General features: G+C 37.3%; 11 protein-coding genes and 1 tRNA gene. 5 read left to right on the top strand and 7 right to left on the bottom strand.

Annotation, left to right across the window (positions count from 1 at the left end; all coding sequences use genetic code 11):
• Window positions 1-36: 36 nt before the first annotated feature.
• A complete protein-coding gene (locus FW778_RS18335; protein ID WP_150416313.1) occupies window positions 37-1,341 on the bottom strand; it encodes an alpha-amylase family glycosyl hydrolase in 1,305 nt (434 codons plus the stop codon).
• Between the two features lie 92 nt (window positions 1,342-1,433).
• On the opposite strand from FW778_RS18335, the gene FW778_RS18330 reads away from it, so the two are divergent.
• Window positions 1,434-2,660, top strand: coding sequence for a 4-hydroxy-3-methylbut-2-enyl diphosphate reductase (locus FW778_RS18330; protein WP_150416312.1), 1,227 nt, complete (start codon window positions 1,434-1,436; stop codon window positions 2,658-2,660).
• Window positions 2,661-2,675: 15 nt separating this feature from the next.
• Here the strand turns inward: FW778_RS18330 and cmk are convergent, their stop codons facing one another.
• Window positions 2,676-3,374, bottom strand: a complete 699-nt coding sequence (cmk, locus tag FW778_RS18325; protein ID WP_150416311.1) for a (d)CMP kinase — start codon at window positions 3,372-3,374, stop codon at window positions 2,676-2,678.
• Between the two features lie 103 nt (window positions 3,375-3,477).
• Complete coding sequence (locus FW778_RS18320; protein WP_150416310.1) at window positions 3,478-6,015, bottom strand: ATP-dependent Clp protease ATP-binding subunit; 2,538 nt, start codon at window positions 6,013-6,015, stop codon at window positions 3,478-3,480.
• A 356-nt stretch (window positions 6,016-6,371) separates the two neighbouring features.
• On the opposite strand from FW778_RS18320, the gene FW778_RS18315 reads away from it, so the two are divergent.
• Complete coding sequence (locus tag FW778_RS18315) at window positions 6,372-6,737, top strand: STAS domain-containing protein (protein ID WP_150416309.1); 366 nt, start codon at window positions 6,372-6,374, stop codon at window positions 6,735-6,737.
• Between the two features lie 78 nt (window positions 6,738-6,815).
• Window positions 6,816-7,718: a ribonuclease Z gene (locus FW778_RS18310; RefSeq protein ID WP_150416308.1), complete on the top strand. Its 903-nt coding sequence runs from the start codon at window positions 6,816-6,818 to the stop codon at window positions 7,716-7,718.
• 43 nt (window positions 7,719-7,761) lie between these two features.
• On the opposite strand, the gene dapA is transcribed toward FW778_RS18310, so the two are convergent.
• Together dapA and FW778_RS18300 are read right to left on the bottom strand one after the other, a co-directional pair.
• On the bottom strand, window positions 7,762-8,649 hold the full coding sequence (gene dapA, locus FW778_RS18305) for a 4-hydroxy-tetrahydrodipicolinate synthase (protein ID WP_150416307.1): 888 nt from the start codon (window positions 8,647-8,649) through the stop codon (window positions 7,762-7,764).
• 105 nt (window positions 8,650-8,754) lie between these two features.
• Window positions 8,755-9,729, bottom strand: coding sequence for an acetyl-CoA carboxylase carboxyltransferase subunit alpha (locus tag FW778_RS18300; protein ID WP_150416306.1), 975 nt, complete (start codon window positions 9,727-9,729; stop codon window positions 8,755-8,757).
• Window positions 9,730-9,961: 232 nt separating this feature from the next.
• Here FW778_RS18300 and FW778_RS18295 point away from each other — a divergent pair.
• Together FW778_RS18295 and FW778_RS18290 are read left to right on the top strand one after the other, a co-directional pair.
• Window positions 9,962-10,035: transfer RNA gene (locus tag FW778_RS18295), tRNA-Asp, on the top strand.
• A gap of 248 nt (window positions 10,036-10,283) precedes the next feature.
• Window positions 10,284-11,531: a site-specific integrase gene (locus tag FW778_RS18290; protein ID WP_150416305.1), complete on the top strand. Its 1,248-nt coding sequence runs from the start codon at window positions 10,284-10,286 to the stop codon at window positions 11,529-11,531.
• A 225-nt stretch (window positions 11,532-11,756) separates the two neighbouring features.
• On the opposite strand, the gene FW778_RS18285 is transcribed toward FW778_RS18290, so the two are convergent.
• Entirely contained in the window at window positions 11,757-13,040 is a 1,284-nt protein-coding gene (locus FW778_RS18285) for an MFS transporter (protein WP_235906415.1), read from the bottom strand.
• On the bottom strand, window positions 13,037-14,692 hold the full coding sequence (locus FW778_RS18280; protein WP_150416304.1) for an FAD-dependent oxidoreductase: 1,656 nt from the start codon (window positions 14,690-14,692) through the stop codon (window positions 13,037-13,039). Before FW778_RS18280 ends, FW778_RS18285 begins: the two co-directional genes overlap by 4 nt.
• Between the last annotated feature and the right edge of the window lie 199 nt (window positions 14,693-14,891).

The following is a 14,891-nucleotide window of genomic DNA, read 5'->3' as shown; positions in this document are numbered from 1 at the left end:
CCCGGCATTGAACCGGGGTTTTTTTATTTCATTCCGTTATATCCTTTCTGTAAACATGGGTAGTTTTTCAAAAACGAGATAATCCCATGGCTTTAGATATGCATGATCTTCCATATCAAAATTAATGTCTCTACCTCCAAATACGTTTCTAAAAACTCCATGGATACTCTTAACCTGGAAATTCATTTCTGCCGGTGAAAAATTTAAAATTACCAGAACCTGGTCGTCCCCGTTTCTTCTTGCAAAAGCAAATACCTGGTGATCATCGGGATGAGAAACAATCTTCGTTAAAATATTCGGGTCGCCCGGTCGCAGGCATCTGCTGGAAGAATGAAGCAAAAGCAATGTTTTATAAAAATCATGTAATTCAAATTTTCCATTCCATTCAATCGGGTCTTTTTCAAAAAATTTCAATCGCTTTTTATTTGGCATTTCCTGCCCGCTGTAAATCATTGGAATGCCATTCCATGTACACGAAAAAACAGCCATTAGCATTGCAGCGTCCCCATACTTTTCAAACTCCGTTCCGTTCCAGCTATTTTCATCGTGGTTACTTGTAAAATAAGTTCGAAAGCCATCATAAGGAAATTCGGTAACGGATTTATATAACACCGTTAGTAATGCATGCAGATTCATTCTACCGTGGTAAAATTCTTCTGAAGCATGCATCCATCGCCATGTATATGTTGCATCAAAAACCGCGTGATAAGTGGGCTTTTCACATTCGGCCAGCCAGAAAAGATTGTCCTTATATTTTGAAAGTTTTTTCTTTGCCTGTATCCAGAAATCCAAAGGAACCAAATGAGCCATATCGCAGCGGTATCCATCAATATCACATTCTTTTATCCAGAATTTCATTGCCTCAATCATTGCTTCGCGCAACTGCGGATTTTCATAATTCAATTGCGCAACATCACTCCATCCGTGCGGATGATGCAATTCGTTGTTGGCATCATAACAATAATATTCCGGGTTGTCAACTGTCCATGGATGGTCGTTGCCTGAATGGTCAGCAACCCAATCAATTATCACTTTAAAATCAAGTTCATGGGCTTCATTAACTAATTTTTTAAAATCGTCCATAGTTCCAAATTCCGGGTTAATAGCTGTGTAATCTTTTACAGCATAATAACTGCCCAGCGTTCCTAACTTGCCCAATTCACTAATCGGAGTTACCGGCATGAACCATAAAATTTTAACGCCCATATCCTTCAGGCGTGGCAAGTGTTTTCCAAAAGCGTCAAAGGTTCCTTCAAGCGTATATTGCCTGAGATTCACTTCGTATATGTTTGCAGGATAACTCCATTTCGGATGTTCAAAAGGTTTGTGCTTGTTCGACATAATTTAATTCTTGTAAAAAATTAAAATTAATCATTTAATCTTTTATTGGCTTGTACGCTGGCTTCGTGTTTGTAACTTTGGTGCATCAACACATGAAAAAATTTAACGTTCCGCTGGTTTACCGTAGCCCTTTAATAAGTGCCATTAAGAATAAACGTAAACAAGAAGATAAGCTTAAAAAAGATTTTACACCAAGTTTTCTAAATTTGGGTGACGTGCAAATTTATCTTTCCCGCCATTTTGGATTTTGTTATGGCGTGGAAAATGCCATTGAAATCTCTTTTAAAACAGTAGAAGAAAATCCGGGTAAGAAAATTTATTTGCTAAGTGAAATGATCCATAATCCTTTAGTAAATGACGATCTTAAAAAAAGAGGCGTGCAATTTTTAATGGATCCAAAAGGTAACATGGTCATACCTTTCAGCTGTCTGTCAGCGGATGATATTGTTATTATACCTGCATTTGGCACTACATTACAGATTGAAGAAAAATTAAAAAATATTGGTATTAAAATAGAAAAATATAATACTACCTGTCCCTTTGTTGAAAAAGTTTGGAACCGTGCTGAAGCAATTGCAAAAAATAATTATTCAATAATTGTACATGGCAAGCCGCAACATGAAGAGACGAAGGCCACGTTTAGCCATAGCGCTATCAACACTGCAACCGTAGTTGTTACTGATATGAATGAAACAATTGAACTGGCTAAATATATAAAGGAAGAAAAGCCGTTACAGAATTTTTATAAAGAATTTGAAGGCAAGTTTTCTGATGGGTTTAATGTTGAAAAAGATTTGCAGAGAATTGGTGTAGTAAATCAAACAACCATGTTGGCAAGCGATACACAAGCGATTGCAGATTACCTGAAAAATGTGATGATAAGCAAGTATAAACTTTCTGAAAATAATATTGCCGAAAGATTTGCTGACACGCGGGATACGCTTTGCTATGCAACTTATGAAAACCAAAGTGCTGTTTATGGACTCTTGCAAGCTGAGGCCGATCTTGCCATAGTGGTTGGTGGTTATAACAGTTCCAATACTTCACACCTGGTTGAATTATGTGAAGAAAAATATCCAACTTATTTTATAAGGTCCGAAGAAGATATTATTTCCTCAAAAGAAATTCAACACTACAATCTTCATAAGAAAGAAGAGGTTACAACAATTTCTTTTTTGCCTGAAAAAAAACCGGTAAAAATATTATTAACGAGTGGGGCGAGTTGCCCTGATGCCGTTGTTGAAAACGTGATTAAGAAATTGATTTCTTTTTATAAGGTAACAAAGACTCTAAAGGAAATTATCGCGGAGTTCAATTAGCTATAAACTTCAATATCATTTCTCAGCACCTACAGCCTTTTTTCTTTTCTTCAACAAGCCGAGAGCAAACTCCAGCTGTTCTTTTTCGGTGAGATGGGTATTATCAATTACTATTGCATCAGAAGCTTTGCGGAGCGGGCTTATTTCCCGGTGGGAATCGATGTAATCCCTCATTTCAATATTTGCTTTTATTTCGTCCAAAGTAATGTTAGGATTTTTGTCAAACATTTCCGTAAACCTTCGTTCCACTCTTACAGTCTCATCGGCAACCATAAATATTTTAAGTTCCGCATGCGGAAAAACAGTCGTGCCTATATCCCGCCCATCCATTACTATTCCTTTATTTTTACCAATTTTCTGCTGAGCCTTTACCGCAAAAGACCTTACCTCTTTTAAGGCGGCTATTTCACTTACCTTTTCTGCAATGATTAAATCGCGAATAATGTATTCAACATTTTCTTCGTTCAAAAAAATTTCTGACTGGTGAGAATATTCATTCACTCTAAACTCCAGCGTTATATTTTTAAGTGCTTGCTTAATTTTATGTTCATCAGCAATATCAATATTGTTCCTCAAAAAATAAAGAGTGATGGCTCTATACATTGCACCACTGTCAATATACAGATAGCCTAATTTTTTTGCAAGCTGCTTGGCCAAAGTACTTTTGCCGCAAGATGACCAGCCATCTATTGTAATAATTATTTTATCTGTCATTTTGCAAAAGTGGAACAAAAAAAAAGAAGTACAAAATTTGAAGCGCTAATAAAAAAATGCCACCGTACGGTGGCATAAATTCCTCAATTATTTGTTGATCTCATCAGGCCTTTGGAGCTTCTTCTTTTACAACTCCGCCTTTAATTTCAAAAATGATTTTTGCATTTTCCTTATCGAGTCCTGCTATCAGCACATCTCCATTTTTAATATTCATATTCAGAATTTCCTCTGCCAGCGGATCTTCAAGGTATTTTTGAATTGCCCTGTGTAACGGCCTTGCTCCAAACTGCGAATCATATCCTTTCTCTGAAATAAATTTCTTGGCGTCTTCCGTAAGTTCAAGCGTTAGTCCAAGATTATTTAAGCGCTTCGTTACGCCTTTCATTAAAATATCTATGATAGAGAAAATGTCATCTTCGGTGAGTGAATTAAATATCACTACATCATCTATCCTGTTCAAAAACTCGGGGCTAAATGTACGCTTCAATGCTTTTTCAATTACCGCTTTATTATTTTCTTCAGCATTTAGCGTCCGTGATGCAGTGGTGAAACCAACTCCGTCACCGAAATCTTTCAATTGCCTTGCACCAATATTTGATGTCATAATGATCATGGTATTTTTAAAATCTATTTTCCTTCCCAGACCATCTGTTAAAATACCATCATCTAAAACCTGTAATAAAATATTATAAATATCAGGATGCGCTTTTTCAATCTCATCCAAAAGAATTACAGAATAAGGCTTGCGTCTAACCTTTTCAGTTAGCTGGCCACCTTCTTCATAACCAACATAGCCGGGAGGCGCTCCTATTAACCTGGATACGGTGAATTTTTCCATGTATTCACTCATATCAATTCTTATGAGTGCATCATCGCTGTCAAACATATATCTCGCTAAAGCCCTTGCAAGTTCGGTTTTACCAACCCCTGTTGGTCCCAGGAAGATAAATGTTCCTATCGGCTTTTTAGGATCCTTCAACCCTACCCTGTTCCTTTGAATCGCTTTAACAACCTTTTGAATAGCATCATCCTGGCCCACAACTGCACCAGTGAGATCTGTCGCCATCTTACGAAGTTTTTCAGTTTCGGCCTGCACCATTCTTTTTACAGGAATGCCGGTCATCATACTTACAACTTCTGCAATTGCCTCTTCGTCTATGGGATACCGTTTGTGTTTACTTTCTTCTTCCCAGTCAGATTTAGCCTTTTCAAGTTCTTCCTGCAATCTTTTTTCAGTATCTCGTAAAGAAGCAGCTTCTTCAAAACGTTGACTTTTTACGACTTTATTTTTTTCGTGCTTAATATCGTCTATTTTTTTTTCTAAAGCAATTACTTCTTCAGGAACATTTATATTTTTCAGGTGAACACGTGCGCCTACTTCATCTAATACATCAATTGCTTTATCAGGAAGTAGCCTGTCTGTCATATACCTGTCGCTGAGCTTAACACAGGCATCAATAGCGTCCACGCTATAAGTCACGTTGTGATAATCTTCGTATTTACTTTTTATGTTGGTAAGAATTTCAATAGTTTCTTCAACACTTGGCTGCTCTACCATTACCTTTTGAAAGCGACGATCCAGCGCACCATCTTTTTCAATATACATGCGATATTCATCCAGGGTACTCGCACCTATACATTGTAGTTCACCTCTTGCAAGCGCCGGTTTAAAAATATTTGAGGCATCCAATGAACCACTTGCCCCGCCTGCGCCAACGATGGTATGTATTTCATCAATGAATAGAATAACATCACGATTTTTTTCCAACTCATTCATGATTGCCTTCATTCTTTCCTCAAACTGACCACGGTATTTTGTTCCTGCAACTAAAGCCGCAAGATCAAGAGAAACCACTCTTTTATCGAATAAAACCCTGCTTACTTTTCTTTGGATAATTCTTAAAGCAAGCCCTTCCACAATTGCCGTTTTACCCACGCCCGGTTCGCCTATTAATATTGGGTTGTTCTTTTTGCGACGACTGAGAATTTGCGAAACTCTTTCTATTTCGGTTTCACGACCAACTATGGGATCGAGTGTTCCCATTTCTGCTAATCTGGTTATATCTCTTCCAAAATTATCGAGAACCGGAGTTTTGGATTTAGCCTGTGCAGCTGCGCCTTTTGACGAACGTTGTTGTGAATATGATTTTCTTTCTTCATCAAATTCTTCGCCTTCATCATCCTGGAATTCCGCTTTAGGATCTGTTTTTACGTAGCCTAATTCATTTTTAAACATATCATAATCCACATCAAACTGATTAAGAATTTGCGTAGCTATGTTTTCCTTATTTTTTAAAATGGAAAGCATGAGATGCTCGCTTTCAACCAAAGGGCTCTTATTAGCTTTAGCTTCCAGAACTGTTATCCTGATTACCTTCTCTGCCTGCTTGGTTAGCGGCAGGGAGTTAATGTTGGCAATGTTCTTACCTGTTTTGTCTTTTACGGCCAGCTCTATCTCCTTGCGGAGTTCATAGAGATCTACATTAAGAGATTTTAATATCTTAATTGCAGTGTTTTCACCATCTCTTATAAGACCCAAAACAAGGTGTTCGGTGCCTATAAAATCGTTGCCGAGGCGCAATGCCTCTTCCCTGCTGTAAGAAATAATTTCCTTTACCTGGGCTGAAAAATTGTTGTCCATTTAAAACAATTTAATACTTTACAATAATAACGAATAAATTCTATTACCAGTTCTTAAAAACAATGCACAGCGTGTTGAAAACAATATAATAAAAGGTTAAAAAGAAAGGAAATTTAAATACAAAAAAGCCGTTCGATTGCTGATAAAAGTAAAGAAACTAAATTTAAATAACCGGCTTACTTAATTACAACTTATTTTATTGTTTATCCCGTTACGCTTTTTCCAAACAAAAAACCTCATTCAACGTTACACAATTTAATCTTACAACACTTTTTCTTTTTAATAACTTTGAATGTCTTACACAAATTTACTATCAAACTTATTTAAAATCATTAGAATTCAAAAACTGATTAAGCATGAAAGTCAAAATTGATACCAAAGAAAGATTTCACGTCATTAATATAGAAGAACCAATTTTACCTGCTAATATGACAGAAGACGTTAAGGAAACCCTTCTTTCTTTTCTAAATAAACCAATTAAAAATATTATAATCAACCTGGCTTATGTAAATGATATTGATGAATCTGTTGCCAACGCACTCGTTACCATTCAACAAACATTTTACGAGGCAAATAGTTCAATGGTAATTTGTAATATTCAGCCCGAAGTTGAAAAATTTCTTGATGAAAAAGAGTTGCTCGAATTAATGAATGTAACAGTTACCGAGAGCGAAGCCTGGGATATTGTGCAAATGGAAGAGATTGAGCGAGAATTTAATTAGTTGATTTGGCAGGAAACTGTAGACACTTAACCAGCTTCTTAAGAACAATATTGTTGAAACTAAAAAACATAGCTATCGTTGTTTTCAGTAACCATTTTGGGAAATAATTCTGCAGTTCCAACGCACGACCGGCATCCGACTGCGCAGGTATTGCAAACTTTAGATCATACTTTTTTAATTGATTGCGGTGAAGGCACTCAAATGCAAATGAATTTATACAAAATCAAGCGCGGCAAAATCAATCAAATTTTCATTTCGCATTTACATGGCGATCATTATTTTGGGCTTATCGGGCTGCTTACGACTTTAGGCCTTAATCACCGTACGGCCGATCTGCATGTTTATGGCCCTGCAGCATTGAAAGAAATTATCAACCTGCAGTTAGATGTTTGTAATGCAAATCTCCCTTATACTTTAAACTTTCATAGTATTAACAGTGAAGAAATAATATTTGAGGATAAAAAAATGGCAGTGGAGTGTTTCAAAGTAAATCATCGTATTGAATGCTGGGGGTTTCTATTCAGGGAGAAAAAAAATCTTAGAAAAATTGATCCCAAAAAAATAAAAAATTATAACATCCCCACCACATTTTATGAAAGTCTTCATGAAGGGAAGGATTACATTACCGAAAATAATAAGTTAATTAAAAATGAATGGGTGACTGTTCCGGTTAGGCCACCAAAATCTTATGCTTATTCTGCGGATACCACTTATTTCGAACAGATAATTGATAAAATAAGCGGTGTGGATTTACTTTACCATGAGGCTACTTACCTCCATGCGCTTGAAGAAAAAGCGGTAAACAGGTTTCATTCTACAGCTAAACAGGCTGCAATGATTGCGGAAAAAGCAGGTGTAAAAAAATTATTAATCGGCCATTTCTCCTCTATGTATGAAAAGCTCGATGACTTTAAAACAGAAGCTCGCGAAGTCTTCGAAAATACTGATATTGCGGAAGAAGGCGTCTGCTATTTTGTGTAGCATTTTACAATACTAAATAGGGTGATAACCCTTCTATAAAGAATTATAAATTTTTTACAATAAACTCTTTCACCTTCTGATGAAACTGTGGGCTTAAGGGAACTAACGGAAGTCTCAATACATTTTCTATCATCCCCATTTCTGTAAGGAAACATTTTACGCCGGCAGGATTATTTTCGGCAAACAAAAGATCCATCCCAACTAACAATTTATATTGTAGTTTTCTTGCCCGGTGTAGGCTTAGTGATAAAGCAGAACGTATCATTTCAGAAAAATCTTTCGGGAAACAATTGGCCGCAACGCTTATTACCCCATCCATTCCGCACGCAATTAAGGGAAGCGCAAGATGATCATCTCCGCTAACTACCAAAAACTCCTCCGGCCTGTCTTTTAAAATATGCATGCATTGAATCATATTACCACTCGCCTCCTTTATTCCAGCAATATTTTCGCATTCATGTGCAAGTCTTACCGTTGTTTCAGCAGTAATATTGCTGCCGGTTCTGCCGGGTACATTATATAGTATAACAGGTTTAGGGCATGCCTCAGCAAATTTTTTATAATGTTGAAAAATGCCTTCCTGCGAGGGTTTATTATAATTTGGGCTTGAACTTAATACAGCAACGGTTTTATCTAAAGGAAACAAGTCAATACTTTTCAACAACTCTTCAGTATTATTGCCACCTATACCAACTACCACGGGTACACGATGATTTACCTTATCGACTGTACAATTTATAATATCCACCATCTCGGTTTTATTGAGTGTGGGAGTTTCGCCGGTGGTTCCTAAACTTACAAGATATTCAACGCCATTTTTTATAAGATTATCTATAAGTTTTTCCAATGCATCATAATCAACTTCAAAATTTTTTCTAAAAGGCGTTACCAATGCAACTCCAGTGCCCTGCAATGTATTTTTTAATGACATAAATTATTCAGTATTTACTTTGATATAAAGTCAAAGCTTGTTGTAATTGGCAAATTACAATATTGATGGGGTTTGAAGCAAAAGTTTTTTGAAATAATTATAATATTATTCCTCATCCCAAAATCCCATTTTGCGAAATTTTTCAATTCTTTGTTTTATTCTTTCGCCTGCTTCTATTTTCTTTAAGTCTTCAAGAACCGGCTTTATAAAAGATTTAAGATTGGCGGCGGCTTCATCATAGTTCCAGTGGGCTCCGCCAACCGGCTCGGAAATTATTCCGTCTACCAGACCAAACTTTAGCATATCATCAGAAGTTAATTTTAATTGTTCTGCGGCCACCTCTTTCTTATCCCAATTGTGCCATAAAATACTGCTGCAACTTTCCGGTGATATTACCGAATACCACGTATTTTCCATCATAAGCACTTTATCGCCAACCCCGATTCCTAAGGCGCCACCACTTGCCCCTTCTCCAATTATTACACATATAACGGGAACGCTTAGCCGCAACATTTCATAAATATTCCTGGCTATTGCTTCACCCTGCCCCCGCTCTTCAGCTTCGAGACCTGGATAAGCCCCCGGTGTATCAATAAGCGTAATAACAGGTTTATTAAACTTTTCTGCAAGTTTCATTAAACGGAGCGCTTTGCGGTAACCCTCAGGATTTGCCATACCGAAATTGCGCATTTGACGCATTTTTGTATTCGTACCTTTTTGCTGGCCTATTACCATAATTGTTTCGCCATCAAGTTGTGCGAAACCCCCAATCATAGCTTTATCATCTTTCACATTACGGTCGCCATGCAATTCTATAAAGTTGGTGAAGACCTTTAAAATATATTCCAGCGTATAGGGCCTGTCAGGATGCCGGCTTAATTGCACCTTTTGCCATGGAGTAAGATGTTGTGTAATTTCTTTTCTTTTTTGAAGTACGCTTTCTTCGAGCTTTGCTATTATTGAATCATATTCTGAACTGGAATTTTTTGAAGCCAATTTTTTATTTTCTTCAATATGTTCATAAAGTTCTTTTATAGGCTGTTCAAAATTTAAAAATTGTCGGGTTAAATTTACTGACATAGTAAGTTTATCAATTAGAAAATAATTAGTTCCATTTTTTGAGGCGCTAAAGTTACGCAGTGAAAATTAAAATATAATTATTATTACAAACACAATTGAAATAATAATACCAGAGAAATAATAATAATACGAGGAAATAATTTCCATTATTATAAAAGATTTTTTCAGAAAAGCAGATTTGATGTTTGCTTCAATTGAAATTTTATTATCTTGCGCTCCCGAATTACAAAATGGATCGGTAGTTCAGTTGGTTAGAATGCTGCCCTGTCACGGCAGAGGTCGCGGGTTCGAGTCCCGTCCGGTCCGCTTCTACTTGAACAATCTTTACAAAAGTCGCTTAAAATGCAAGTTTTTAGCGGCTTTTTCTTTTAAAACCGTCAAAGGTGAACCAAAATAGATCAAGGTGTTCGGTTAGCAATTCGGTTACCTGAATACCTCCGATATTTGGGTAACCGAATGCAGCCAAACTGGCTCACGGCTCTCTCCGCTGCTACGAACGAATATAAAGAAGGTCTGAGGTGCTTTAAAATTCTTTCATTTTAAAAGTCACCACAATGCAAACACAACTCTCATTTTCAATCCTTTTCTGGATTAAGAAAAACCGTATGAAAAATGGCAAAGCTCCAATTTATGCCAGAGTAACAATTAACGGCAATAGATTGGAAATTTCAGCACAAAGAGAAATATCAGTTGTTGGATGGAATCCGGGTTCTCAAAAAGTAAGAGGAAAATCCGCAGAAGCAAATATGATAAATAACGATCTTGCTTTTATCAAGACAAAGATTTTGAGTTGCCGAAGCAGGCTTGAAGCAAGAAATGAAATTGTATCAATTGAATCCTTCAAAAAAGAATATGCCGGCGTAGTCGAAAGGCCCCGGATGTTGATGGAAATAATCCAACAACACAACAACGATATTAAAACATTAATCGATAAAGGCTATTCAAAAGCAACCTGGGTAAAATATAATACAACGTACAGGCATATACGAGAATTCCTGAAATGGAAATTCAACATCGCGGATATCAATTTAAAGAAACTAAATTTTGAATTCATTACCGACTTTGAATTTTATTTGAAGTCCCAAAAAAATATTGATGTAAATACCAATGCCAAGTACATCAAAAACATTAAGAAGATAGTTAGAGAATGTGTTTCAAAAAACTGGTTGGATAAAGACCCTTTCATGGCTTATAAAGTCAAGGCAAAGAAAACAGACAGAGAATTTCTTTCAGAGTTGGAACTACAGACGATCCACGAAAAAGAATTTACTATTGAAAGATTACAACATATAAAAGACCTGTTTCTTTTCAGTTGCTACACGGGCCTTGCTTACATCGATATTTATAATTTAACAGCAAATAATATTTCCATCGGCATAGATGGCGAAAAATGGATTTTTACACACAGGCAAAAAACGGAGACTCCTTCACGTATTCCATTATTACAGCCGGCTTTGGATATTCTCGATCAATATTCAAATCATCCCGTAGCTGTAGCCGGTAAAAGATTATTACCTGTGCCATCCAATCAAAGAATGAATTCATATCTCAAAGAAATTGCCGCCATATGTGGAATTAATAAAAAACTAACCTTTCACGTGGCCCGTCACACTTTTGCAACCACAGTTACACTTACTAACGGTGTACCGATTGAGTCAATAAGTAAAATGTTGGGACATACAAAAATTCAAACAACCCAGATCTATGCCAAGATCCTGGATAAGAAAGTAAGCAATGACATGCAGGCGCTCCGCCGTAAGTTTCAGGTTTCATCAAAGATTATAGACAAGAAAATCGGCTAATGAAAGAATTATCCAACCGCGAATTTTGATAAAATGAATTAAAAAAACAGGGAGAGTAGAAACGATCCCCGGAACGTGTTTACAACACGATTATGAGAATATTTAATATCCTTTATATTTATTTTGTTGATCAGGTAGTTATCAATTCTAAATTAATAAAGAGCATTTATTTTAAATTTACTTTACAACGAGCCGGGTTTGAAAAGCATTTAACGATTCATGTGTTCATTCTACATAATCAAGGTCCTTGAAAAATGTTTCCTGCATTTTGCTTAAAGCCCAAAAAGCAAGTCCAAGGCTTAAGACCGCCACTGCAATGCCGGCATGAATAATCGAGCCTCGAAAAAAACTTTTAAGATATTGGAAAAGCAAGGACAGGGGCACGACTGCTCCACGTACAAAATTGGGGACAGTAGTAGTTACCGTTGCCCTGATATTGGTTCCAAATTGTTCTGTAGCTATTGTCATAAAGATTACCCAATAACCCACAGAAAAGCCAAGGCATAAACAGATGAAATAAAAAGATACCAGGCTGATATCACGCAGAAATAAAAAGGATGAAATTGCAATGATAGATAAAAACAGGTAAATATATACTACTTTGACTCTGCTTTTAAGATACTGGCTAAGCAGTCCGCTTACAATGTCTCCTAATACCAGGCCCCCATAGCACCAGGCCACAGCTTCACCAGCGTTCACATCCCCATTTACTCCTAATACTTTACCAAATTCAGGAGATAGTGTAATTAAAATACCTACCACAAACCAAAGAGGCACACCAATGAGGATACATCTAATGTATTTAAAAAACCGTTGCTTATTTGTAAACAACGAGAAAAAATCACCATGACGGGTGTTTCCTTTTTTGGATTTTGCAAACATTCCGGATTCAGCAATTCCGACTCGCAACAGCAGTAGTGAAAGCCCTAAGCCGCCCCCTATAAAAAACGAGGTTCGCCAGTCAAAAAACCGGGCAATAAAGAATGCTGCTACAGCTCCGCTCACGCCCACGCCCGCTACAATGGTGGTGGCGTACCCTCGTTTTTCTCTTGGCATAATTTCGGCAACCAGTGTAATGCCGGCGCCAAGTTCTCCTGCCAGCCCAAACCCCGCAATGAAACGCCATACGGAATAGCCTTCTACCGAGTGGGTAAACCCGTTGGCTATATTAGCTAAGGAATATAAAAATATTGAACCGAATAAAACAGATAGCCGTCCTTTCTTGTCCCCTAGAATACCCCAAAAAATCCCACCTGCCAGCAACCCGACCATTTGAACATTCAATAGAAAAATCCCATTGTCTGTTACATCCTGCCCATGTAAACCCAATGATTGCAAACTTGGAATACGAACGATACTGAATAAAAGAAGATCATAGATGTCAACAAAATAACCGAGGGCAGCGACGATAAGAAGGAGCATAATTTTTGATGAGTATCCCCTAAAGGCGTAAGGGGAACAGTAACGCAGCAGTTTCGGACGCAATTTCAATAGTGCAAACTTTATCATTTTTGAGAGTGTGACAATATCTGGCCACTGCTTAACAGTTTTTTTTCCAATTCAGTATAATTGATATCCTCTACATCCTTCCTATTTTTTACTGCGATGGAAGCAGCTATTCCGGATGATTGGCCCAACATCATAAACACTGGTTCCATACGAATGGAACCATAAGCAATATGCGATGCAGATAAGCATACCGGCACTAGCAAATTCGTACATTCTTTAACGTTAGGAATAATGGCTTTATATGATATTGGATAAGGTTGCTCTACAGCAATTTGTACATCCCCTTCATTTTGAACATCACCTTCTGCCGTCACATGCCGTTGAACATTATGGCTATCCATATTATAGTTTCCCATAGCAATTGATTCCGGAACGGTCTTATCTCCTTTTAAATAACTTTCTGACATTACAAAATCACTAACCATACGCCTGGCTTCCCTAACATATAACTTGTATGGCATGTGCTCATTTTCTTTAAATTCATCTTTCGCCAATCCCCATGAAGCGTATTTTTTTTGCACATCCGCTGGTATTCCGGGATCATGCTGCACTGTCCATATTAAACCTTTGGTCCAATACAAATGCGCCTCATCCATTTTTTTTCTTTCTAAATAAGAGGCCTCAGGGTAATCATAATTCATACCGATGTAATCCATAGAGACTCCGCCATCATTATTAGAATCCGTTTTACGATTGGGCAAAGGAGAGAGTTTCCAAAATGTTTTTACACCCTTTTGTGCAGCCCTTATGATTAATTCAAAATCCTCTTTTTTATAGTTGGCCGGTTTAGCAACCATGACCCTGTTCAAAGTTGCATCTGTAAGACATACCCGGTAGCAATAGGCCTGTATTTTTTTATCTCCCTCACCGTCTTTGCCACCGGCATCAGCGTTTATACCGGGCAAAAGTCCACTTGTGGCATTTCCCTTTTGTAAATAAGGATCAATGCCCCGTGGCAAGTTATTGCCTTTGGTCAATTGTGTTTCTATACCATTAATTGTTTCGCCATACTTGCTATTCGGTTCCCGGCCAATGGTATAAGATACGCCTGCGGCGGCCATCAAGTCGCCTTCATAAGTAGCATCTATGAAAACCTTGCCACTATAGGTATCACCATTTAACATTGTAATGGATACAATTTTCCCGTTTTCTTTTTTAACGCCATGCTGCCGGTCCAGCCACTGATTTAACTTCATCGTTATTTTATTCTCCCTGATAAAATTGTTAAAGACTTTTTCCGCTACATGCGGCTCAAAGGTCCACATAAGGCTATCGGTGAGTTCATAAATGGAATTTGTTACCTTTTCCCGGTAATTGGCCAAAGTTTCCTGATTCCAGGCTTTGGCGTTCTGATAGTACCTGTGTATCCTGTGAAAAAAATTTAGGGTAAGCCCGCCAATTGTTTTTTGATGCGTTTGATTTCCTATGTCGGTCCACCCCAACCCATTACTGGTAAGGCCTCCTATGTGCGTTTCAGGACTTAGTAGCATCACAGATGTTCCATTTTGTTTGGCTGCAACTGCTGCCATTACACCTGCTGAAGTGGCGCCATATATTACTACATCGTAAGCCTTGTGAATCTTTTGTGCCTGGCCTTCTTTAGTCACAAATAGTAATAAGAGTATAACACTATTGTTAATGATTTTTTTCATGTATTAATTCTATCTTAATTGAAAATTTTAATTTGTGATATAAGCGAGGAGCTTTGTTCTTTCCCCATGAATCTTAATTATCCTATCCACTTTCATTTTACTTTGCTTTCAGTTATTTGCTCAGTAATTTTTCAGATAAGGCTGATAACTTTCTTTGTCTATACTTCCGTCTCCATTAGTAATACTGACTCCAAAACAA

Source organism: Ginsengibacter hankyongi (assembly GCF_008710285.1).
Lineage (GTDB): Bacteria > Bacteroidota > Bacteroidia > Chitinophagales > Chitinophagaceae > Ginsengibacter > Ginsengibacter hankyongi.
Note: the sequence above shows the minus strand (reverse complement) of the source record. Positions and strands in the feature narration are given on the sequence as shown.

Bases quoted from the DNA above. Each gene is read 5' to 3' on its own strand.
- FW778_RS18335 (WP_150416313.1), bottom strand. From the start codon at position 1,341: ATGTCGAACAAGCACAAACCTTTTGAACATCCGAAATGGAGTTATCCT.
- FW778_RS18330 (WP_150416312.1), top strand. From the start codon at position 1,434: ATGAAAAAATTTAACGTTCCGCTGGTTTACCGTAGCCCTTTAATAAGT.
- cmk (WP_150416311.1), bottom strand. From the start codon at position 3,374: ATGACAGATAAAATAATTATTACAATAGATGGCTGGTCATCTTGCGGC.
- FW778_RS18320 (WP_150416310.1), bottom strand. From the start codon at position 6,015: ATGGACAACAATTTTTCAGCCCAGGTAAAGGAAATTATTTCTTACAGC.
- FW778_RS18315 (WP_150416309.1), top strand. From the start codon at position 6,372: ATGAAAGTCAAAATTGATACCAAAGAAAGATTTCACGTCATTAATATA.
- dapA (WP_150416307.1), bottom strand. From the start codon at position 8,649: ATGTCATTAAAAAATACATTGCAGGGCACTGGAGTTGCATTGGTAACG.
- FW778_RS18300 (WP_150416306.1), bottom strand. From the start codon at position 9,729: ATGTCAGTAAATTTAACCCGACAATTTTTAAATTTTGAACAGCCTATA.
- FW778_RS18290 (WP_150416305.1), top strand. From the start codon at position 10,284: ATGCAAACACAACTCTCATTTTCAATCCTTTTCTGGATTAAGAAAAAC.
- FW778_RS18285 (WP_235906415.1), bottom strand. From the start codon at position 13,040: ATGATAAAGTTTGCACTATTGAAATTGCGTCCGAAACTGCTGCGTTAC.
- FW778_RS18280 (WP_150416304.1), bottom strand. From the start codon at position 14,692: ATGAAAAAAATCATTAACAATAGTGTTATACTCTTATTACTATTTGTG.